20 protein-coding genes and 1 pseudogene are annotated in these 19,070 nt (G+C 42.5%); 3 read left to right on the forward strand and 18 right to left on the reverse strand.

Features of this window, described 5'->3' with window-relative positions:
• Positions 1-148: 148 nt before the first annotated feature.
• The 16 genes and pseudogenes from J1C91_RS07010 to J1C91_RS07085 form a co-directional block, all read right to left on the reverse strand.
• Positions 149-946, reverse strand: coding sequence for a hypothetical protein (locus J1C91_RS07010; protein ID WP_002909976.1), 798 nt, complete (start codon positions 944-946; stop codon positions 149-151).
• 1 nt (position 947) lies between these two features.
• Positions 948-1,397, reverse strand: a complete 450-nt coding sequence (locus J1C91_RS07015) for a GNAT family N-acetyltransferase (RefSeq protein ID WP_002909977.1) — start codon at positions 1,395-1,397, stop codon at positions 948-950.
• Positions 1,394-1,780 carry a hypothetical protein gene (locus J1C91_RS07020; protein WP_002909978.1) on the reverse strand — a complete coding sequence of 129 codons (387 nt, stop codon included), beginning with the start codon at positions 1,778-1,780 and terminating at the stop codon, positions 1,394-1,396. Before J1C91_RS07020 ends, J1C91_RS07015 begins: the two co-directional genes overlap by 4 nt.
• A gap of 5 nt (positions 1,781-1,785) precedes the next feature.
• Positions 1,786-3,054, reverse strand: coding sequence for a DUF2130 domain-containing protein (locus J1C91_RS07025; RefSeq protein ID WP_002909979.1), 1,269 nt, complete (start codon positions 3,052-3,054; stop codon positions 1,786-1,788).
• Positions 3,055-3,464: 410 nt separating this feature from the next.
• Positions 3,465-4,226: a hypothetical protein gene (locus tag J1C91_RS07030; RefSeq protein ID WP_002909982.1), complete on the reverse strand. Its 762-nt coding sequence runs from the start codon at positions 4,224-4,226 to the stop codon at positions 3,465-3,467.
• Between the two features lie 98 nt (positions 4,227-4,324).
• Positions 4,325-6,070, reverse strand: a complete 1,746-nt coding sequence (locus tag J1C91_RS07035; RefSeq protein ID WP_002909983.1) for an ABC transporter ATP-binding protein — start codon at positions 6,068-6,070, stop codon at positions 4,325-4,327.
• Positions 6,063-7,829 (reverse strand): ABC transporter ATP-binding protein, encoded by a 1,767-nt coding sequence (locus tag J1C91_RS07040; RefSeq protein ID WP_125439002.1) that lies wholly within the window; start codon positions 7,827-7,829, stop codon positions 6,063-6,065. The genes J1C91_RS07035 and J1C91_RS07040 overlap by 8 nt, the downstream gene beginning before the upstream one ends.
• A gap of 18 nt (positions 7,830-7,847) precedes the next feature.
• On the reverse strand, positions 7,848-8,459 hold the full coding sequence (locus tag J1C91_RS07045; RefSeq protein WP_002921591.1) for a TetR/AcrR family transcriptional regulator: 612 nt from the start codon (positions 8,457-8,459) through the stop codon (positions 7,848-7,850).
• A 174-nt stretch (positions 8,460-8,633) separates the two neighbouring features.
• A pseudogene (locus J1C91_RS07050) lies at positions 8,634-9,019 on the reverse strand (GNAT family N-acetyltransferase).
• 55 nt (positions 9,020-9,074) lie between these two features.
• Entirely contained in the window at positions 9,075-9,389 is a 315-nt protein-coding gene (locus tag J1C91_RS07055; protein WP_048774355.1) for a hypothetical protein, read from the reverse strand.
• Positions 9,379-11,094 (reverse strand): hypothetical protein, encoded by a 1,716-nt coding sequence (locus J1C91_RS07060; protein ID WP_002909989.1) that lies wholly within the window; start codon positions 11,092-11,094, stop codon positions 9,379-9,381. Before J1C91_RS07060 ends, J1C91_RS07055 begins: the two co-directional genes overlap by 11 nt.
• A gap of 19 nt (positions 11,095-11,113) precedes the next feature.
• The gene (locus J1C91_RS07065; RefSeq protein WP_002909991.1) at positions 11,114-11,473 is read right to left on the reverse strand and encodes a hypothetical protein; all 360 of its coding nucleotides are present in this window, start codon (positions 11,471-11,473) and stop codon (positions 11,114-11,116) included.
• On the reverse strand, positions 11,470-11,757 hold the full coding sequence (locus J1C91_RS07070) for a TIGR04197 family type VII secretion effector (RefSeq protein WP_032912480.1): 288 nt from the start codon (positions 11,755-11,757) through the stop codon (positions 11,470-11,472). Before J1C91_RS07070 ends, J1C91_RS07065 begins: the two co-directional genes overlap by 4 nt.
• A 105-nt stretch (positions 11,758-11,862) precedes the next feature.
• Positions 11,863-12,528 carry an ABC transporter ATP-binding protein gene (locus J1C91_RS07075; protein ID WP_002909993.1) on the reverse strand — a complete coding sequence of 222 codons (666 nt, stop codon included), beginning with the start codon at positions 12,526-12,528 and terminating at the stop codon, positions 11,863-11,865.
• Positions 12,529-13,590 (reverse strand): ABC transporter permease, encoded by a 1,062-nt coding sequence (locus J1C91_RS07080; RefSeq protein WP_002909995.1) that lies wholly within the window; start codon positions 13,588-13,590, stop codon positions 12,529-12,531.
• A gap of 67 nt (positions 13,591-13,657) precedes the next feature.
• The gene (locus tag J1C91_RS07085; RefSeq protein ID WP_002909996.1) at positions 13,658-14,266 is read right to left on the reverse strand and encodes a TetR/AcrR family transcriptional regulator; all 609 of its coding nucleotides are present in this window, start codon (positions 14,264-14,266) and stop codon (positions 13,658-13,660) included.
• Between the two features lie 109 nt (positions 14,267-14,375).
• Here J1C91_RS07085 and J1C91_RS07090 point away from each other — a divergent pair, with 109 nt between their 5' ends.
• Positions 14,376-15,101 carry a hypothetical protein gene (locus tag J1C91_RS07090; RefSeq protein ID WP_002909997.1) on the forward strand — a complete coding sequence of 242 codons (726 nt, stop codon included), beginning with the start codon at positions 14,376-14,378 and terminating at the stop codon, positions 15,099-15,101.
• A gap of 91 nt (positions 15,102-15,192) precedes the next feature.
• Here the strand turns inward: J1C91_RS07090 and J1C91_RS07095 are convergent, their stop codons facing one another.
• Both J1C91_RS07095 and J1C91_RS07100 read right to left on the reverse strand, forming a co-directional pair.
• Positions 15,193-16,230, reverse strand: a complete 1,038-nt coding sequence (locus J1C91_RS07095; protein ID WP_125439004.1) for a zinc-binding dehydrogenase — start codon at positions 16,228-16,230, stop codon at positions 15,193-15,195.
• A 331-nt stretch (positions 16,231-16,561) separates the two neighbouring features.
• On the reverse strand, positions 16,562-16,996 hold the full coding sequence (locus tag J1C91_RS07100) for an SP_0198 family lipoprotein (RefSeq protein ID WP_002910000.1): 435 nt from the start codon (positions 16,994-16,996) through the stop codon (positions 16,562-16,564).
• A 235-nt stretch (positions 16,997-17,231) separates the two neighbouring features.
• On the opposite strand from J1C91_RS07100, the gene J1C91_RS07105 reads away from it, so the two are divergent.
• A complete protein-coding gene (locus J1C91_RS07105; RefSeq protein ID WP_002910002.1) occupies positions 17,232-17,699 on the forward strand; it encodes a GNAT family N-acetyltransferase in 468 nt (155 codons plus the stop codon).
• Between the two features lie 132 nt (positions 17,700-17,831).
• Entirely contained in the window at positions 17,832-18,977 is a 1,146-nt protein-coding gene (locus J1C91_RS07110) for a cobalamin-independent methionine synthase II family protein (protein WP_032912481.1), read from the forward strand.
• Positions 18,978-19,070 lie beyond the last annotated feature (93 nt).

A 19,070-nucleotide genomic window follows, 5' to 3' on the forward strand; every position in this document is an offset into this window, starting at 1 on the left:
TAGGACAGGAAATCCTTGTCTGCTCTTGCATCATATTCTTGAAAGGTCTGAGACTGAATCAGCAGTCGCTTTTTGTTCTTGATTTTTTCCAAAATTCCATCAGTTTATATGTATGCTAATGATTGACTAGAAAAACATAACGAAATAGTCACACTTCTATCCGACTTTCAAAAATCTGATAAAGCTGTTCAAGGCGGTAGTCCTCGGTAGACGCCATTTCTTCCTCCGATAGGAGAACATTCTCCAATATTGGAAAAAAACCTTGAGCCAGTTCCCGACTGTTCAACCAATTTGTCATCTGCTGGTTAAAGGCAGGATTATCCGAAAAAATATAGTCAAAGTGAGCATAATTCTTGGTGTAATTGTAGTAAATCTCCTCCAGAGCAAGTAGTGCCTTGATGGGATCAGCTTCCTCCAGCCAAAGACTCCTATCTAGCAGATGGCTGGTTTCAAGGCCAGCCAGATCAAACATAACCAAATAAACCGCCACACCATCAGCTTGACTGGGTCTAAAATTAATCGTATCAAGGATAAACTGACGTGAGAAGCGCCGCATAAAATTTAACTCCTGTGGCTTCCAACTGTCACTTTCAAAGTGACACCGATCCAGATTAAGAGAATCATCGACTCTGATTTCAATGTAGTGAGCAATCATCTCTAAAATCCGAGGCAGAAAATGCCTGATTTGGTAGTCGTCATCACTCTTAGAAACCACCGCATTGAGGTATTCATAGATTAACGCCTCACTCAGTTCCCTGACAGGTGTGGTTTGCAAAGCTCTGAGATTCTCCTCGGAGAGGCAGACAGGGCAGGTACAAAGGGTCAGAGGAAAGTGCAATTCGCACTTAAACAGGGTATAAGCCTCTTCTAAAAGGGCCTGCATAGCAGGGCTGAGGTCGGGCTTCTTCGGTATTTCCGGTCTAGTCTTAGCTTTTTTCTTTCCCATGCTAATCCTCCTCTACGTTCCTCGCAAAAGCTAGGCTAGTCTGACGAAAGACATAATTTTGGTAAAAAGCATGCGCAACCAACCGTTGATCATTATCTCCGTTGTTTAATGCTATAGCTTTGGCACCGTCTTGACTAGCTATCTTCTTGACCTTGTCCATCAGAGCTGTCGCAATTCCTTGCCGCCTAGCATTTCGACTGACTGCCAGAGCTAAAATCCGATAGTAGAAAGCTGTGGACTCGAAAAAGTAAAGCTTAACATAGCCGATAAAGTCAAGAATCTGAGATTCTTTCTCAGCAACTAAACAACCGTAAGCTGGATTAGCAAGAATATACCTGAGTCTACTTTGCAATTCATCTTTTTCTGCTGAATAGCCCAATGCTTTATACAGGGGCGGCAGAACTTCTGCGTCTTCTTTCTCATATTCTTGAACAGTCAATTGATCTATCATTTTTCTATTTTTCTTTCAAAATATTGCTTATAAATAGTTACTGCTATCTGACGTTTTTTCTTAATAACCAAGTCAGTCGCCTCTTCATCGTCCATAAATCCAATCACTGAAAAAACTAACAAACCTAGTCCAAGATAAGGTAAATCCTTAACAGATAAGGACATCCCTTGAAAAAAGACTAAATAGCAAAGTAGTAAAAAATAAACTACATTAGCTAACAGTACTTGTTTGCCTCGTTCAATCCAAATTTCTTTACGTAATTCTGAAGAAGCAGCCTGCCATTGCTGATAAAAAGTTTCCTTCCCTTCTTGTGGCAGTCTTTCTATAATTCGATCAATCTCAGCAAATTTGGTTGATTGTATCCAACGGGTTGTTAAGTCCATTTTTCTCACTCTTTCAAAGCTTCAAACTTAGCTTTCATGGTAGGGTTTTTACGTGTCAATTTTTTGACAGAGACATCGTCCAGTTTGTTATTTGCTAAGCGCAGCTGGTTTTCAGAGGTCGTCAGGAACTTCTTGATTTCTTCCATCCGGCGGATAGCTTTGTCAATCTCTTCGATTGCCTTGCCAAAGTTGGTCGAAGCAGACTGATAGTTCTTAGCGAAAGCTACTTTAAAGGCATCCAAATCTTCCTCAAAATGCGTAATATCAATATTCTGCTCCCGCACCAAGGCCAGTTCCTGCTTGTACTGGAGCGAGTTGAGAGCAGCATTACGTAGAAGTGTAATCATGGGGAGGAAGAACTGAGGCCGGATAACATACATCTTCTCATAGGCATAGGACACATCGACAATACCCGAATTGTAGAGCTCGCTGTCAGCCTCAAGAAGTGTCACCAGAATAGCATACTCACAGCCTTTCTCCCGCCGGTCCTTATCCAGCTCTTTGAAAAAATGCTCGTTTTTCTTCTTGGTCGCTGTCTCATCGCCTTCATTTTTCATCTCAAACATGATAGAGAGGATTTCTACACCATTTTCATCCACCTCACGGTAAATGTAGTCACCCTTGCTGCCTGTTCTGGCATCATTGTCTTTGCCAAACTCCGCTCGTGGAAACATGGCCATGCGGTTCTTGTTAAACTCGTACTCGCAGTGCTGTTCCAAACTCTCGCCAATCATCTTAGTGGACTGCTTGGCTTTAAAATCCTTGTAGAACTCTATGGTCTCATCTTTCTGCCGCAGCTCTACCTCATAGCGCTCTTTGAGCGAGGTCTGAGCTAGCGCTGCTTCCTTTTCTTGCAAAACTAGCTGATTCTTAACCTCGTCTCGCTCTTTTTCCAGCGCAGATAAGGTCTTTTGCAGTTGATTTTCATGCTCCAAGCGCAGAGTAGTCAACTGACTTTCCAATTGCTGAACTTCCTTTTCCTTCTCCTGCAATTGAAGACTAGCTGCTTGCTCTGCCTCTTTCTTAGCCAACTCCTGCTGGGTCTCAAACTGAGCAATTTGACTTTGAAGATTGCTAATCTCCTGCTCTTTCTGCGATAGCAGGGCTTGTTGGGTATTCTGGAATTTTTGCTCTGCTAAAGCCAGCTCCTGCTCAATCCGAGCATGAATCTCCTTGTCAAACTCTGCAGTTCGAACCTGCGACAAAAGCTCACTGTACTGGCTCTCATTGACAGTAAAAACCTCCCCACAGTTGGGGCATTTGATTTCATTCATGGGGTACCTCTTTATTTAAAATTAAACATTTTATTCCTTGTTTTTTTCAAGCTGATAGATTATATCGCTATCATTTATTCTTTGTTATTCTTTTTTCAATATTCTCCCAAATTCACTAATCTACTTCTCACGACTATCAACTATTATACCATTCCTGCCAATAAATGAAAAACAGCAAGCCATTGGCTTGCTCGATTTTCACGGAATTAAAATGCTATGTCCATGATTCTCTGGGAGGTAATAAGATATGTCCCCTGCACTGCTTCCTAGTCTACTCTTACTAAAAATGGAATATAACTTTGAATCATTCTCAGAATCAATGACAAAACGTCCATTGTCAAAACTTATAGATGCGGACGCTGAAGAATCTTGAAAGATAGATTGTTCACTCTGAGAACGAACCACTCCTTTTATGGTTGCAACTTCTTCAGGATATTTTCAAAGGATATATCGAAACTAAGTTCTCTTGAAGAAGATGGAAAATAGGCCTGATGTTCACTCAGACGAATACTTTGAATCTTTCCCAATGATTGTTCGAGTTCTGGAAGTTCCCTATACAGTTCTGATTGAATCGCTGATTTGAAATTTTCCTGATGTACTTGTAGCCACTCATTAAAGAAACGAGTCGCTCTTTCTTTTTGAACTCGATACACGATATTCTCTCCTGAATCAGCAAGAGCATTCGAAAAATTATACAAGACTTCCTTTGCCTCATCCTGCTCTCGCTTCCAATCCCAAGAAGAGTCTTCCGATATTTCAATCTCGCCCATATACCAGGTACTCATATCCTGACTTTTGTCTTTATAAGGGTTAGGATGGATAAAAGTAAAGGGTGCAATGCCAGCATCTGGAAAAGACAATTCCGCTCTTAATGATTGTTCTTTATTATCATTGACATAGGCTGAAAAATAGATATGATAATTCCCACTCACGTCACCGCCATTGTCATACTCTCCGCTAGCAGAACCTGGCAAAAGTGTCACAGATTTTATGTGTTTCTTTTCGAAATCCAAGTTTTCAATTATCTTTTTTTTAATAGAATCTTGATGTTCAAGAATAAACTTACCATCGTTACTATATTGAGGCTTGGTCAAAAATGGTAGATTTATAATAAGAATCGGAAGGGCAATAACAATGAAAAGAATAAAAATCCACTTTTTCGATTTAAACATGGGTCCCCCTCTTATTTTGATTAGCAAAGATAGTTTTATTATACCATTCTTTTCTCAAATGAAAAACAGCAAGGCAAATAGCTTGCTGTATCAGTTTATCACTCCTCCAGCTCAATCCGCCAGCTGGCGGCTGTTTTTCTTTCTTGGATAAATTTACTGTAAATGCCTTGTTTAGCTAGTAAGTCTTGGTGTTTGCCTTGCTCGACAATGCGGCCTTGATCCAGCACCAAAATCTGGTCTGCATGCTCAACTGTCTTGAGTCGGTGGGCAATCATGATAATGGTCTTATCGCGAGTCAGAGCCTGAATAGCCTGCATGAGTGCTTCTTCGTTTTCTGGATCAACATTGGCTGTTGCTTCATCCAGAATGATAATAGGTGCATCCTTGATAATACCCCGAGCAATGGAAATGCGCTGGCGCTCACCTCCAGAAAGACTGGCACCTCCTTCACCAATCTTAGTGTCATAGCCATCAGGCAGCGAGAGGATAAAGTCATGACAGGCGGCTTTCTTAGCAGCCTCTATTACTTCTTCTTGACTGGCCTCCGGCTTGCCAAAACGAATGTTATTGGCAATGGTATCCTCAAAGAGATAGACACTTTGGAAGACAAAGCTGAAATTACGAATCAGACTGTCATAGCTGTAATCCCTGACATCATGCCCGTCCAGACTGATACTTCCCTGGTCCACATCCCAGAAGCGGGCGATGAGGTTGCAGAGCGTTGTTTTGCCTGATCCAGAAGGTCCAACCAAAGCAGTTGTCGTTTTTTCAGGAATAGTGAGGGAAACCCGGTCAATGATTTTCTTATTTCCATAAGAGAAGCTAACGTCTCTCAGCTCAATCCGACTGCTCTTAGGCTCAATATCCTGACCACTAATGTCCATCGGCTGGATAGCCAAGACTTGATTGACCATATCAACCGACAGATCAACAATACGCAGGAGAGAAGAGAAAGACCCAACGCCGTCTAGATTTTCATAAATCATAAAACCACTGACAATCATCATAATGGTTACCAGTAGCTCCATACTGCCATTGAGATAAAAGTAGATAGAGAAAAGCCCCATAAAGAGACCCGTCAGCTTGGTCACCATGCCCTGAAGGGCAATGTAAGGTGAGGTCACGAGTGTCATTTTGGTATCTAGCTGACTCTTGCCTTCAATAGCCTTGGACAGCTTCTTGGCAGAACGGTTGACCAGATTGTAGTTCTTAACTTCAACAATCCCTTGGCTGTACTCCAAAACAACGGCTACCAGGTCCATATCCGCCTGATACTTGTCATCAGAAATCTTGCCAACTTGCCAACGCATGAGGGTATTTGGCAAGAGAAAGAGGACGAGACCCACCAAGAGAACCAGTCCAACCCGCCAGTCATAGAGAAAGACCAAAATAGTGATGAGACCAGTCGTTAGAAAGCCCTGCACAGTCATCATAACCACTCGCGTAGCTACATCAGACAACCCTTCCAGCGTATTAGTCGTAACACTGGTAATCTTGCCTAGGCTATTTTGATTAAAGTAACCCATGGGCAGATAGCGCATGTGCTCGGCAATTTCAATCCGCTTCTGAGCACAGGTATGATAGCCCGCTTCCGTCTGCAGCATGGTGATTTTCAGGGTAATCCAGACGTTTAGCACTGTGGATACCAGCATGATGCCCAGAGCCAGCCAGAAGGTCTGCATAGAAAGATTCTTCTCAATCAGTCCCATAACGACTAGGCCGATTGCTGGAATACGCAGAGCGATGATAAAAGACTTGATGATGCCCAGATAAATAGATTGATAAAATTTCTTACGGTCCTCTGCCGTACAGAAATCAAAGAATTTCTTCAGTATATTAAGCATGAGTCAGCCCTCCTTCCATTTCACCACTATCCCTGGTAGCAATATGAGCCTGCCACATGGAAGCGTAAAGCGGACTAGCTGCAAGCAATTCTTCATGCCGTCCTCTAGCTTCAATCCGACCATTATTGACCAGGACTATCTGGTCTGCACTCATAATCGTAGACAGCCTGTGGGCAATGACAATCAAGGTCCGTCCCTCAATCAAACGAGCTAGACTGGACTGGATCCGTGCTTCATTTTCCGGATCAGTATAAGCAGTCGCTTCATCCAAGATAAGAATCGGTGCATCCTTAAGCATGGCACGGGCGATGGCAATCCGCTGACGCTCCCCACCAGATAGATGACCGCCGCCAGATCCGACCTGCGTCTCAAAGCCGTCTTCTAAGTTCATGATAAAGTCATAACAGCCGCAGCGACGGGCAATTTCGATGACCTCTTCATCAGAAGCTGCTGGATTGCCCATCCGGATATTTTCCATAATAGTCTCATCAAAGAGATAGTTATCCTGAGTCACGTAAGCAATCTGCCGACTGTAATAATCTAGCGGAAGCTGGCGAATGTCCAAGCCACCATAAGTAATCTGACCAGAACTGACATCCCAGAAAGAAGCCAGAAGCTTAGCAATTGTAGACTTACCTGAGCCTGATGGACCGACTAAAGCATTGATGCTGCCAGCCTTAATATCTAGTAAAATTCCATGTAGCACCTCCTCTTCATCTGTATAGCCAAAGCTGACATCCGTCATGACCAGATCTGTTGCTTTTGGAAGTTCTCTCAGTTCCTGAGGCCTTTTCAAATCAGGCTTTTCCAAAATATCAATGACTTGGCCAAAAATAGTGCTGATTTTCCGTAAATCGTCCATATAACTAGCAACTAAAATCAGAGGAGTCAGAAGACTGAGCGAAAGAATAATCATCAGAATGAAATTGCCGGCACTCAAACTGCCTTGCAGATAGAAATAACAGCCAGCCGGCAGCAGAAAGAGTAAGCCTGATGGCAAAAAAGCAGTTACAATGCCCATCTCTAGATTGAACTTGCGCATCCACTCAATAAAGCAGTCTGCTCCTTCTCTAGCAGCTGTCACAAACTTATCGTAAGAGAACTTTTCCTTACCAAAAACCTTGATGACCTCAATCCCATTGATGTATTCCACCGCTGTATCATTGAGTTTTTTGGTCTTGACCAGAGTATTTTGATAGTCCGCTTCGCTATTGAGAGCCATCCGAACATAGGCCAATACCACAATAGGAATAGTCAGGAGAGACAGCAAGGTCAGCCGCCAATCGATGACTAGCATGGCAATGAGAACAATAATCGGACCAAAAATTCCAGCGGTAAACTCTGGAATCAAGTGAGCCAAGGTCGTTTCGGTCGCATCCACCCGCTCAACGATAATGTTTTTATAACTGCCTGATGACTGACTAAGAACTGTACCTAGAGGCAGCCTAGCCAGCTTGTCTGTCAGGCGGTGCCGCATTTCCGCTAGAATCTTAAAAGTAGCCGTATGCGACAGCATGGTGGAAATACCGTGGAATCCCCAGTAGCCAATCCAGGCCAGACCTGCCCAAGCTGACTGCTGCAGGTAGAAATCCCAGTTTTTATTGCCCGCCAAGAGCTGATTAATCATACCGCCAATAAAGAAATAAGGCAGAAATCCTGAAAGCACAGAAGCAAAAGCAAAGATCAGACTGAGCACAAAATATATCTTATGAAGGGAAACAAAGTCCCAGATCCAAGCAAGAACAGATTTTTTCTTCATAGAATTTCCTTCTTTCTATCAAAAACCGAGCAAACCTCCCCAGTCAAACAAGTCCATGATGGAATGGCAAAATTCCAGCGCCTGCTCTTGGGGCCAGTCTTGAGCCAAGGGCTCAAATACAGCAGTGTAATAAGCTGTCATGCACGATCGCAGAAACTCATGTTTGACCAAATGATTGATCTTACCCTCTTTGTATGCCAGCTCCAAATAGCGATAAGTCTCGTCTGCAGCCAAATGAGGCAGACGCATCCTGAAGTCCGCTTGCGAAGATCCCTGAGATTTAAAGAGCAAGAGCTGCATAATATCCTTATGTTCATAGAGAATCCGCATCAGGGACTGGAGATCCTCCAAGCGATGGGCCCACATATCAGACAGGTGTCCCTCTTCTAGGAAAGCATAGTCACGTCGCTTCTGCTCTTGTCCATACTGGTCTAAGGCTGTCAAAGTAGGCTCAAGCAGGGCAACAAAGAGACTGTCCTTACTCTCATAGCGCTTATAAAGAGCCCCAGTCGTCAAGCCTGCAGCGCGACAAATTCTCCGCAGTGAAGCATCCTGATAGCCATAAGCTAAGAACTCACTCCTCGCGCTTTCCAAGATTTTTTCGTTTAACTCATCTGTTTCTTTTTTCATGGTTTCAATTCGATAACACCGTTATCGCCTTTCTTATTTTATTATAAATTCTGACAATTTAACTGTCAAGGAAAAACAAAAAAAGACCGATAAATATTTTCATCAGTCTAGTTCTATTCCTTTTCCTCTTGTAAACATGACAAAAGGAGCTTATTAACAAGCTCCTCTAGAATTTTAATTTTTATTAGGTGCATAAATCATGCCAGTACAGTCGAAATCTTCCTGTCGGCGAAAGCCGAGCTCTCGATAAAAAGCTAGATTTTTATCTGACTGCTCCGTTGCCAGCTGGATTTGGTAAACATCCTTAAATCTTTCCAGCGTCTGCTGAAGAAGGCTCCGGCCAATCCCCTGACGCTGGTAGTGTGGATACACCAGCAAATCCTGAATAAAGACAATGGTAAGCCCATCTCCGACCACTCGGATCAAACCAACCAACCTGTCTTCGTCATAAGCTGCTATCACAAACAAAGACTGATGGAAAGCTTGCTCTAACCAACCGAAGCATAGAGATCTAGTACTGCCGCAAAATCTAGCTGAGGATTTATTTTATAATGAATCATAGTCCTCTCCTTGTTTTTTAACTCCTACTAATCCATTAAGCCACTTCTATAAAACTTAATCGACGCCAGGTTGGCCTCCAATCACAACTTTTTCAGCTTTATTATTTTTATCAAAAATAATAAAATAATATAATTTTCTTTTTGTCCCAAAAAAATTATTATCTTGGCCTATGTAGTATCCCAGTCGTCCACCCGACTTTGTATTGTAATCAAAGCTACCATATCGTTCCACTATTTCATTCTCTGTCTTTCCAATAATCCACTGGTCATCATATTTCCAATATACTCGATTGGAAAAATAGAGGAAAACTGAAATAACAATTGATCCAAAGAACAAAAGAAACAGGGAAATTTTACGCTTATAGCTCACCGTGGGCCTCCTTTTGACTTTGAACGCTACTATCTTCTAGATTATAATACTTATCTTCTATACCACTTTCAGACTCCTCTCCCAAAGCCATATCAGCCCGAATAGCCCTTTCTTTTGTGTTAAAGACAAAATTAGAAATCCAATTATTTTTCACCCAATCTTCTATAGCATCTGCGTGATATTCAACTTCTGCTGCAAAAGAATTATAGTTAACATTCGCTGTATTAATTGCCAATAGGGCTTGTCGCTCATAGTGAGTAGGATTTTGGGGATCTTTTATTGTAACCTCACCAGTATCTGGATTGTAAATCTGATAACCCGCTTGATTGTTTAAAGAATTTAAGTAATCTGGAATTCGACTCAATTTGCTTTTTTCAATATAAAGAGAAGAAAGAGGACTAGGACTATAAGGATAAATAATTGTTGGATTATGTTGAATTTCTTCAATTACTTCATCAATTTGATTAATTTTTGCAACCAATTTTTTCATCTGTTCAGATGAAAAAGTATTTTGACCACTATTGTCCGCAATTAATTTATTAGTATAAACATCTGCAATTAGATAAGGTGCTTTACTTTCAGTCTTTTTGAAATAATTCACTAATGTTGAATCTGCTTCTTGCCCTGAGTCATCCACTATCCTCTGGAACTCATTAAAAAAATAATCTTCTGTTGTAATTCGTGAATCTTTATCAGAAAAAGTGAATAACGAATCTAATCTCGTAGAAATGAAAGGAATTGAGACACCAGAACTGCCAACTGAATCTCCACTTTCACGCATTTTTAAAATACTAAATACAAACTGCTCACCATTTCTCACTCCATAGATAAAGTGGTCATCATATACTTCATCAACTGGTTTAACACCAATGTCTCCACCTAAGTCTACCTCAGTTTTCCCCATAGCTTTAAGTATTTCGGAAAAAGGTTTATTAAGCATAACAAAGCCGTCATCCGTTGCTTCTATATCGTCAACAGTGACATATTTCCTGACTTCTTGAGGAAGTGAATTATAAAATTCTAAAGCCAATTCTGCCTGTTTTTCATTCATTCCTCTTTTTTTCATCAGCCATTGCTTATTCACTTCTTGGGTCCACTCCATCTTCTCCATGCTAGGCAGAATAAAAGTACCATTAAAGCTGGCGAAGTTCTCAGTCATTAGAGTCAGAGCCTGACTGAGAGCCGATTTGAGACTATCCACGCTATCAAAGATACTAGGTGAGTTAGCATCAAAAGTGATTAGCTTATCTAGCTTTTGCTGAAGATTGTCTCGCTTGCTTTGAATCATATCAATACTTGATTGGATACTTTCCTTAGTAGTAACTGACACACCTATTCGCTTGTCAGCTTCATCTAAAGCTGATTGCTGGGCAACAATCGCTTGGTCATAGGCGTCAATCTGACTCTGTAAAGTATCCTGATCCAGACTTTCACTACTGACTTCATTGGTATAGCGACTTGGAAGATTATTTACGGACTCTGTTAACCCCTCTTCAAAAAGCATTGCAGCCTGAAAAAGCGGCATAAACATCCCCTTAGCATAGGTCTGAGCACTGTCATATGCTTGCCCCTTAAGTTCTCTCTCAGAGCTAAAACTATCAATAGATGTTAGAGCTGATTCGTAAGCCGTGACACGACCCTGAGATGCTTCAGAGACTGATGAGGCTTGAGTATTTGAAGCACTTAAATCCATCTTAATTCCCATAGTTTAACACCTTATCTTTCTAATTCATTCTATCCTCTTCATCTAGTGCTTGATTATATTCCCGTTGAAGATTCTGAAGTCGTTCTTCTATAGCTTTCTCTTCTTTCTTAAGTTCAATCCTCTGATCTTCTATATCCAAGCTCAGCAGATGATGATTACGCTGCACGGAGAAAAGAATGTCATCAAAATCATATGCATCCATCCGGTTCATAGGTAAATTCTCAATTTGAGAAAGAGAGAATACAGCATTTCCATAAAGATCATCTATTGCCTCCTCAAAACGCTTCACTTGCCGAACCTCAACATCAATCTGATCCCAGCGCTGAAAGAATTGCTTTCGTTCTTTTGAAAGAGTATCCAAATTACTTTTAGAAATCATGGAGTGGAGCCTCCATTGATAGACTGAGCGGCCGCTTGATCCACGGCCTCAAAATCCTCTGCAACACTATGCAATAGGTTTATAAAAGTTGACAACTGTTCTGAAATCGTTGCTGCTGTACTTGCAGAATCATCAATGTAAGTACCAGCTACCTCATTTCCTTGAAGCACACTACTTGAATCTTTAATTACTTCTATCCCAGTTGCAATAGAGCTAGCATTGCTACTGAGAGTGCTAGCATGAGTAGAAGCTACGCTAATATCACTTTGAATCTGATTGGTCATTCTAAACTCCTTTTTAAAAGACTCCATGTTTTATAGTTATATTATACCAAAGAAACAACCTGTCAACAATAAAAAGGTTGTCAATAGCATAAGCTTTGTATAAATTTATCGAACTTGAGTCAACACTCCGTCTTGCATCTCATAGACCTTGTCAACCTCGTCCAGCAAGCGGGTATCATGAGTAATCATGACCACACTCTTATGGAATTTCTGGGTCACTTCTTTGAGCAGATGGACCACGCGCTTGGCCCGCTCCGTATCCAGACTAGCTGTCGGCTCATCAGCCAAGATAATATCAGGACTATTGTAAAGCGCTCTAGCGATAGCAGCTCTCTGCCGTTCTCCGCCGGACAATTCTTTCGGATACTGCTTGAGAGTTCCTTTTAAATCTAGCAACTCAATCAGACTGTCTAGATCCGTCCTTTCCTTTTTAGATAAGCGGTCAATCAGCTGGAACTGGTCTTCGATTTTCAAAAAAGGTATGAGATTGGAAGCCTGCAAAATAAAGCCGAAATCATTGAAGCGTAGAGCAGCCCGTTCCTTTTCCTTGAGCTGGGAAGTATCTTTCCCATGCAGGAGAATCTGTCCTTTTGAGGGAGTTTGCAAATGCCCCAGCAAGGTCAGAAAGGTTGTTTTACCCGAGCCTGACGGACCAATAATAGCTACAAACTGCCCCGCTTCCAGTTGGAAATCAGTTGGTTTCAGGGCTTGAACCAGCGTATGCCCCTGACCATATTCTTTTGTAACCCCTTTTAGTTCTATGATTGACATTTACTCACCTCCGATTGCTGTGATAGGGTCAATTTTCAGAACCCGATGAATGGACAAAAGTCCGCCAGCCAGTGACATGAAAATAATGAGGATAATTAAACCAGCATAAGCTCTCCAGTCACTGTAAAAAGGCATAGAAGCCGGCAAGACTAGCTGGGTTCCCAAGAGAGCCAAGACAGCTAAGCTGATTCCCAGAGTAGACAGGATGAAAATCTGCCAAAAAATAGAAGCAATAATCTTCCCACTGGCAATCCCTTGGGCGCGCATAATACCATAAAGATGCGTCTTTTGGATGGTAATGATATACATAAAAATTCCCAATACCAAAAATGTAATCAGAACCATGGCGCCAATCATAAAGGAAAAAGTCAGTACCTGAGGCTGATAACCAGGGATATTTTCTATAAAATCACTCATAGAGAGCTGACTAAGTCCAGCTTCTTCAATCTTCTGACCATCCTTGACCACAAGTGCGCTGATATTCTTAACCTGACTTGAGCCGTACTTTAATTCCCTGAAATCATCTAGATCCATAAAAATTACAGGTTGCGTAAAAAAGCTATTATCCTCTGTGAAACCAACAACCTGATAGAGGCGCTCACTTCCATTAAGCTGAAGCTGGTCGCCTAGTTTCACACCTTTTTGCTGCAGACGCTTATCCGCAATAACTTCATAAGCATTCTCAGCAGGACGTCCCTCAATAATGTCAGGCGCTAGAAAACTATCCCAAGAGAGACCAAAAACCTGAGCATTGAGTTTATCAGTCCCATCTTCATAATTGGCCACTGCTGACGTCTGTCCCAAAGCCGCAATTGAGTCCCCTTGAAACAGGTGGCTATACTCTTCTTCCTTGAGAGTCGAAGCTATTAGATTCTTATTGGCGTACTCTGACAAAACGATCGACTCAGCCTGCCATTGGTCCAAAGCCAAGCGATTGAGCCTAGCCAAACCGACGGAAAGACTGGATAAAAAGAAAACCATATAGGTAATGAGAAAGACCACAGCAACCACTAAACGATAGCGTCCGCGACTGTAGACAATCTCTTTAAAAGCTAAAAACAAAGCTGTCCTCCTTTGAGATATTCGAGACTATTATACCATAAAGAAGCAAGCTGGAAAAACTATCCTGTCAATCCCCCTCCATATGCTCTCTGACAAAGCCTGCCAGACCGACAGCGGTCACCCTAGCATGAAAATCACTCATTTGCTGAGCCTTATAGCAAGGATGAGCCAGCCAGTAAGTCAGAGTTCCCATGAAGGATGCGGCTTGATGATTCAGGAGCAAGTCCACCTCAACCTCCTCTAAATGTGGATCAGCCAAGGAAATACTCTGCCAGAAAATCTCCCTCAAAGCTTCCTGCAACCGCTGCGAACTAGTTGGACTGCCATTCGGCCCTAAAAGAATGTCTAAGTCTTCCAAGTAAGGCTCAAAAAAATGAAAAAGATTTTGTTTCTCATGGATATAGTCCTCCACTTTAAAATCCTTTTCTAACTTGAACAAGCAGGCAGATTCTAGAGCCTCTTGATAATAGGCCTGCAAATCATCTAGCAAGCGGTCTTCTATCTTCTCCAGCAGATCATATTTATCCAGATAATGCCGATAAAAAGTACTGCGATTCACCTCTGCCAAATCAATCAGCTGACGAATACTGATAGTCTCAAAAGTCTGCTCTTTCATCAGCTGCAGCAAGCTATCCTCTATCTGCTTTTCTGTCTTTCTTCTTTTTTTCTCATACATGTCATTCACCTCAAAATGCAACAGTCTCTCTAAAATTGATGCTTGTATGCCATCCAGCTCCCACTATATAATAAATATAAGCAGAAGACAAGAACAAGAGGATTAAAAGATGAAGATTATGATCAATCAAAAGGAAGTCGGTCAAGAAAGAATTGAGCAATGGCGGAAGAAGAGAATCCATAAAGCAGCTAAGATACTTAATCTACAGCTGCCCAATACTGACAACACGGAGATTTTAGACCAAGCCCTACTGGAAGCAAAAATGAAGCTGACATACGAAGAGCTAATCCAGCACATCGGAACCAAACTCAAATGGAGCCAATATTTAATGAAATGGGCAGCCAAATGGTCCAAGAAACCTAGAAAAAAAGCAATCATCACGATTTTTGCAAGTGGACTGACTGCTGCTTCTTTCAGTATAATGCTAGAAAAGTTGATGTTAGAAAAGACAAATGTTCATAAACGAGTCAATCTTGGTGCCTGTCCGGATCATTATGCCTTGCAGCCGTACGGGGACAAACTTGAAGTCATTGAGACTGCAGGAAATAGCCCGCTACCGACACAGTTTTTTCTTGACCTTGGTGGTGAAGCTGAGATAGAGGAGCCTCGTGATGCGTCTTACCCCTTCCAAACTGTCGGTGCCGCGAGTCTAGCGGATGGTTGCAATATCGGTGGTATTCGCCATCAGTTTCGCGACACGGAAAAAGGCCTAGAAGCCCGATTCTGTGTTGAATTCCCCAGCCTTTGTCCAGACAGCCTTATCAAAGAACATCAGCTCCACCTGGCTGCCGAATGGTCAAGATGGATAACTTGGTGCAAAGAGCATAAAGAATGAATTTCCTTTCCTAAAAAATACCTATCAAGCCATGCAAAAACAGCCTACTGCAATCTTAAAGAGACGGTAGCAAGGCTGTTTTCTTCTTTACCTAATCAAAGACAATCATGGACTTAATGGTCTTGCGTTCATCCATATCTTTATAAGCTTGATCAATATCTTCCAGTTTGTAGCTTGAAGTAAAGACCTTGCCTGGATTAATATCACCATCAAGAACTGCCTTGAGCAAGATTTGCTTGTCGTAAGTTGTGACAGAGGCCGCACCGCCTGCCACTGTAATATTTTGAGCAAAGGTAGAACCGAGAGCTCGGTTATTATAGTGAGGCACACCGACAAAGCCTAAGCGGCCGCCGTTGTGAAGGACTCCTAGAGCTTGATCAACAGCAGCTTCTGTTCCAACACATTCCAGAGCTGCATCTGCACCGCCACCAAGGATTTCACGGACCTTGGCAATTCCTTCTTCGCCACGTTCTGCCACAACAGCTGTTGCACCGGATTCCAAGGCCATTTTTTGTCGATCTTCGTGACGACTCATGAGAACGATTTGGGAAGCACCACGCATTTTAGCAGCAATCACAGCGCATTGTCCAACAGCTCCGTCACCAATCACGACTACCTTATCACCAGGCTTGACGTCTGCCACACGCGCGGCATGGTAACCCGTCGGCATGACATCTGCCAGTGTCAAGAGTGATTTGAGCATACCTTCTGTATAATTAGAAGGCTGACCCGGAATTTTGATAAGAGCCCAATTAGCAAATTCGAAGCGCATATATTCTGCTTGCACCCCGTCTGACCAGTTATTCCCAATATGAGAATCACAGGTACCGTCAAATCCTGCACGGCAGGCATCACATTGCCCGCATCCATGAGTGAAAGGTGCAATAACGAAGTCACCAGGTTTAACAGTCGTTACTGCATCCCCGATTTCTTCGACAATTCCAATTGCTTCGTGCCCACTATTTTGATGGCCGGATTCAATATCTGGATTACGATAACTCCAGAGGTCCGATCCGCAAACGCAAGTACGGACAATGCGGATAATAGCATCATCTGCCTCAATGATTTGCGGACGATCAATCTCAGTCAGTCCAACTTGACCTGCTTTTGTATAAACTGCCAATTTCATCGTTTCTTCTCCTTTGATATCTTTATAGTAACTATTATACAACTTAGAGCACCCTTCAAGTCAAATTTTTGACATCATTTAATATAAAATTCTTATAAAAAAGAGAGTGGGACAGAAATCGGTAATTCGTTAGAATTCGATTTCGTCGTCCCACCTCCGCACAGTTGAGTAGGGCTGTAAAAGCTGATGAAATCAGCGTAGTAGAGCCCACTCAACCACTGCGTCTTGCTCGACAATCCAAAGACAATTGAGAGGCTAGGACTTTTGTCCCAGCCTCTAGTTTGATTTCCTTACTGCTCATCCTGTTGTCCTGAGCAGAATGAAAAGCGCTTTACTGCTTGGTAAAGGTCAGAGTGTCTGGATCATTATCCAATTCGTCCACAATCAGCTGATTGCCATTTTGACGATAGCTTTTAGCATCATCACCGACAATCAGTCTTTGGTTAGCAGCATCAACTTGTACCTGCTTGATTTCCTTACTGCCATCTACCTCGGTCTCAGTCCAAGTACCAGTCGTACCATTGATTTCTAGGACATGCTGGTCACCATCATGGTCGGTTGCTTGGTAGCGCCCATCTAGACTTGTAGCCTGCCCTGCATTTGATGATGACGAAGGCTGATTTTGTGCAGATTGTGATGTTTGGCCTTGAGTATTCTGTGATGAACTAGTATTCCCTCCTTGGTTGGTATTGCCTGAGCAAGCAGCCAATAGGACTGCTGCTGTCAGAGATAGAATTCCGATAAAGGCTTTTTTTGTAATAGTCATATCGCTTTCTCCTTTTTTCTACATTTGTAGTTTATAGTTATATTCTACACTTGTCTGTTTCATTTGTCAAGAAAAAGCAGTTTTTATTATAAGGAAAATATATCTAAAGGAAATGAATCACTCTGACTGAACTTTGCTATTCAGACGCTGCTTGTTCTCTAAGTCTTCCCGAGTTCTCTTGACAAAATAGTTCCCAGTCGTATAATATTTCTATAAAAGATAAAAGGAGAAAATTATGTCAATCAGAAAAGCCCAAGTCAGTGATATTCCTACATTACAAGGACTCCTTCAGCAAGTCCTGCTTGTCCACCATCAAGCTCGGCCGGACATTTTCAAGGCCAAGGGCAGCAAGTTTAGCAATGAAGAATTAGAGAAGATTCTAGGACAAGAGTCCACCCCTATTTTCGTCTTTGAAAGTGAATCCGGAGAAATCCTCGGTCACCTCTTCTGCTCCATCAAGGAACCTGTCAGTCCTGTACTCAATCCCATCAAGACACTTTTTATCGAGGATTTATGTGTAGATGAGAAAGCCAGAGGGCAAAAGGTTGGCGAGCAGCTTTACCGCTTTGCGGAAGACTATGCTCGGGAAATCGGCTGCTATAATCTGACTCTCAATGTTTGGAACGACAATGTCGGAGCCCTGCGTTTCTATGAGCGATTAGCGCTTCAGGCTCAGGAAACAGTGATGGAGAAGATACTTTGATCTTGAAAGACAAATTTTAGGAAGCGCTAGCAATAGTTTTCGGATATACCCTACCAGCAGAATTAACTATTTTATTTGCCGAGAAATTTTCGATACAATAGATAGTAATAGGTAATGAAAGTGAGAAATCTTATGACAAAATCAAAATTTCAACTGGTTGGATCTCTTCTGCGCCCAGAAAATCTGCGCCAGTATAAGACAGAAATTGAGCACCGCGATGATATTCAATACCCCTTCTACGAAAGCTTCCCAGGCTACCATGAGACGGAGACAGCTGACATCAAGGAGATTATCGCTGAGCAAAAGGCTAAGGGTATTGACATCCTGACGGATGGAGAATACTCCAAGTCTATGTGGCATCTGGACTTTGTCTGGGGACTTAAGGGAATTGAGCGTTACATTGCTGACCACGGCTATACCTTCAAGGACCACGACGGCGGGCAATACGAGACCCGTAAGGATATTGGTATCCGCATCACAGCGCCACTCTCTGGAAAAAATCATCACTTTATCGAGATTTATAAGCTAGTCAAGGAAGAGGCTGCTGGTAAAGATACCAAGCTGACTGTCTGGGGGCCTGCCCATGCTTATACTGAGCTAGCTGTCTTTGACCGCTTGGCGGGACCAGGACAAGTTTATGAGACCAATGAAGACTTGAAAAAAGGCTTGATTAAAGCTTATAAGGAATTTTTGGACGACTATAAGGCTGCTGGCGGACAGATTATCCAGTTTGACGACTGTCTCTGGGAACTCTTTGACGAGTCCAATCCTGCTAGCTTCTATACAGAGGGCAATGCCAGTCTGGCTGACTTGGCAGACGAGTTTGTCGCTATTAATAATGAAGTCGTAGACTACGCCCATGAGCTAGGACTGACTGTCTGGACCCACAACTGCCGTGGCAACTACGAAAGCCGCTCTGCTGCTGAGGGTACCTACGAAGCTATCGCAGAAAAATTCCTGCGCGACCAACACTATGATCGCTACTTCCTAGAGTGGGACAGCGATGTAGCTGGTGATGTATCAGCCCTAGCAGCTTTGAAAGACAAGGATGCGGAAGTTGTTTTAGGACTGCTTTCCAGTAAGACGACAGGCTTGGATGACGAAAAACGCGTCCTAGACCTGCTCGAGAAAGCAGCAACCGTTCTACCGAAAGAGCGTCTCCTGCTCTCCCACCAATGCGGCTTCGCCTCTTGTGACTCTGGAAACGAACTCACCATTGAGCAACAATGGACCAAAATCAAACAAGGCCAAGAAATCGCCCAAAAATTCTGGGGATAATAAGCAAAAAAAGCGGTCACACCGCTTTTTTCTATGTTTTTAAAATCAATTTTGGGCTGAATTAGATTTCTTTGATGAACTCCAGTTTCATCT

The organism is Streptococcus sanguinis (assembly GCF_050222175.1).
Taxonomy (GTDB): domain Bacteria; phylum Bacillota; class Bacilli; order Lactobacillales; family Streptococcaceae; genus Streptococcus; species Streptococcus sanguinis_M.

Bases quoted from the DNA above. Each gene is read 5' to 3' on its own strand.
- J1C91_RS07010 (WP_002909976.1), bottom strand. From the start codon at position 946: ATGGGAAAGAAAAAAGCTAAGACTAGACCGGAAATACCGAAGAAGCCC.
- J1C91_RS07015 (WP_002909977.1), bottom strand. From the start codon at position 1,397: ATGATAGATCAATTGACTGTTCAAGAATATGAGAAAGAAGACGCAGAA.
- J1C91_RS07020 (WP_002909978.1), bottom strand. From the start codon at position 1,780: ATGGACTTAACAACCCGTTGGATACAATCAACCAAATTTGCTGAGATT.
- J1C91_RS07025 (WP_002909979.1), bottom strand. From the start codon at position 3,054: ATGAATGAAATCAAATGCCCCAACTGTGGGGAGGTTTTTACTGTCAAT.
- J1C91_RS07030 (WP_002909982.1), bottom strand. From the start codon at position 4,226: ATGTTTAAATCGAAAAAGTGGATTTTTATTCTTTTCATTGTTATTGCC.
- J1C91_RS07035 (WP_002909983.1), bottom strand. From the start codon at position 6,070: ATGCTTAATATACTGAAGAAATTCTTTGATTTCTGTACGGCAGAGGAC.
- J1C91_RS07040 (WP_125439002.1), bottom strand. From the start codon at position 7,829: ATGAAGAAAAAATCTGTTCTTGCTTGGATCTGGGACTTTGTTTCCCTT.
- J1C91_RS07045 (WP_002921591.1), bottom strand. From the start codon at position 8,459: ATGAAAAAAGAAACAGATGAGTTAAACGAAAAAATCTTGGAAAGCGCG.
- J1C91_RS07060 (WP_002909989.1), bottom strand. From the start codon at position 11,094: ATGGGAATTAAGATGGATTTAAGTGCTTCAAATACTCAAGCCTCATCA.
- J1C91_RS07065 (WP_002909991.1), bottom strand. From the start codon at position 11,473: ATGATTTCTAAAAGTAATTTGGATACTCTTTCAAAAGAACGAAAGCAA.
- J1C91_RS07070 (WP_032912480.1), bottom strand. From the start codon at position 11,757: ATGACCAATCAGATTCAAAGTGATATTAGCGTAGCTTCTACTCATGCT.
- J1C91_RS07075 (WP_002909993.1), bottom strand. From the start codon at position 12,528: ATGTCAATCATAGAACTAAAAGGGGTTACAAAAGAATATGGTCAGGGG.
- J1C91_RS07085 (WP_002909996.1), bottom strand. From the start codon at position 14,266: ATGTATGAGAAAAAAAGAAGAAAGACAGAAAAGCAGATAGAGGATAGC.
- J1C91_RS07090 (WP_002909997.1), top strand. From the start codon at position 14,376: ATGAAGATTATGATCAATCAAAAGGAAGTCGGTCAAGAAAGAATTGAG.
- J1C91_RS07095 (WP_125439004.1), bottom strand. From the start codon at position 16,230: ATGAAATTGGCAGTTTATACAAAAGCAGGTCAAGTTGGACTGACTGAG.
- J1C91_RS07100 (WP_002910000.1), bottom strand. From the start codon at position 16,996: ATGACTATTACAAAAAAAGCCTTTATCGGAATTCTATCTCTGACAGCA.
- J1C91_RS07105 (WP_002910002.1), top strand. From the start codon at position 17,232: ATGTCAATCAGAAAAGCCCAAGTCAGTGATATTCCTACATTACAAGGA.
- J1C91_RS07110 (WP_032912481.1), top strand. From the start codon at position 17,832: ATGACAAAATCAAAATTTCAACTGGTTGGATCTCTTCTGCGCCCAGAA.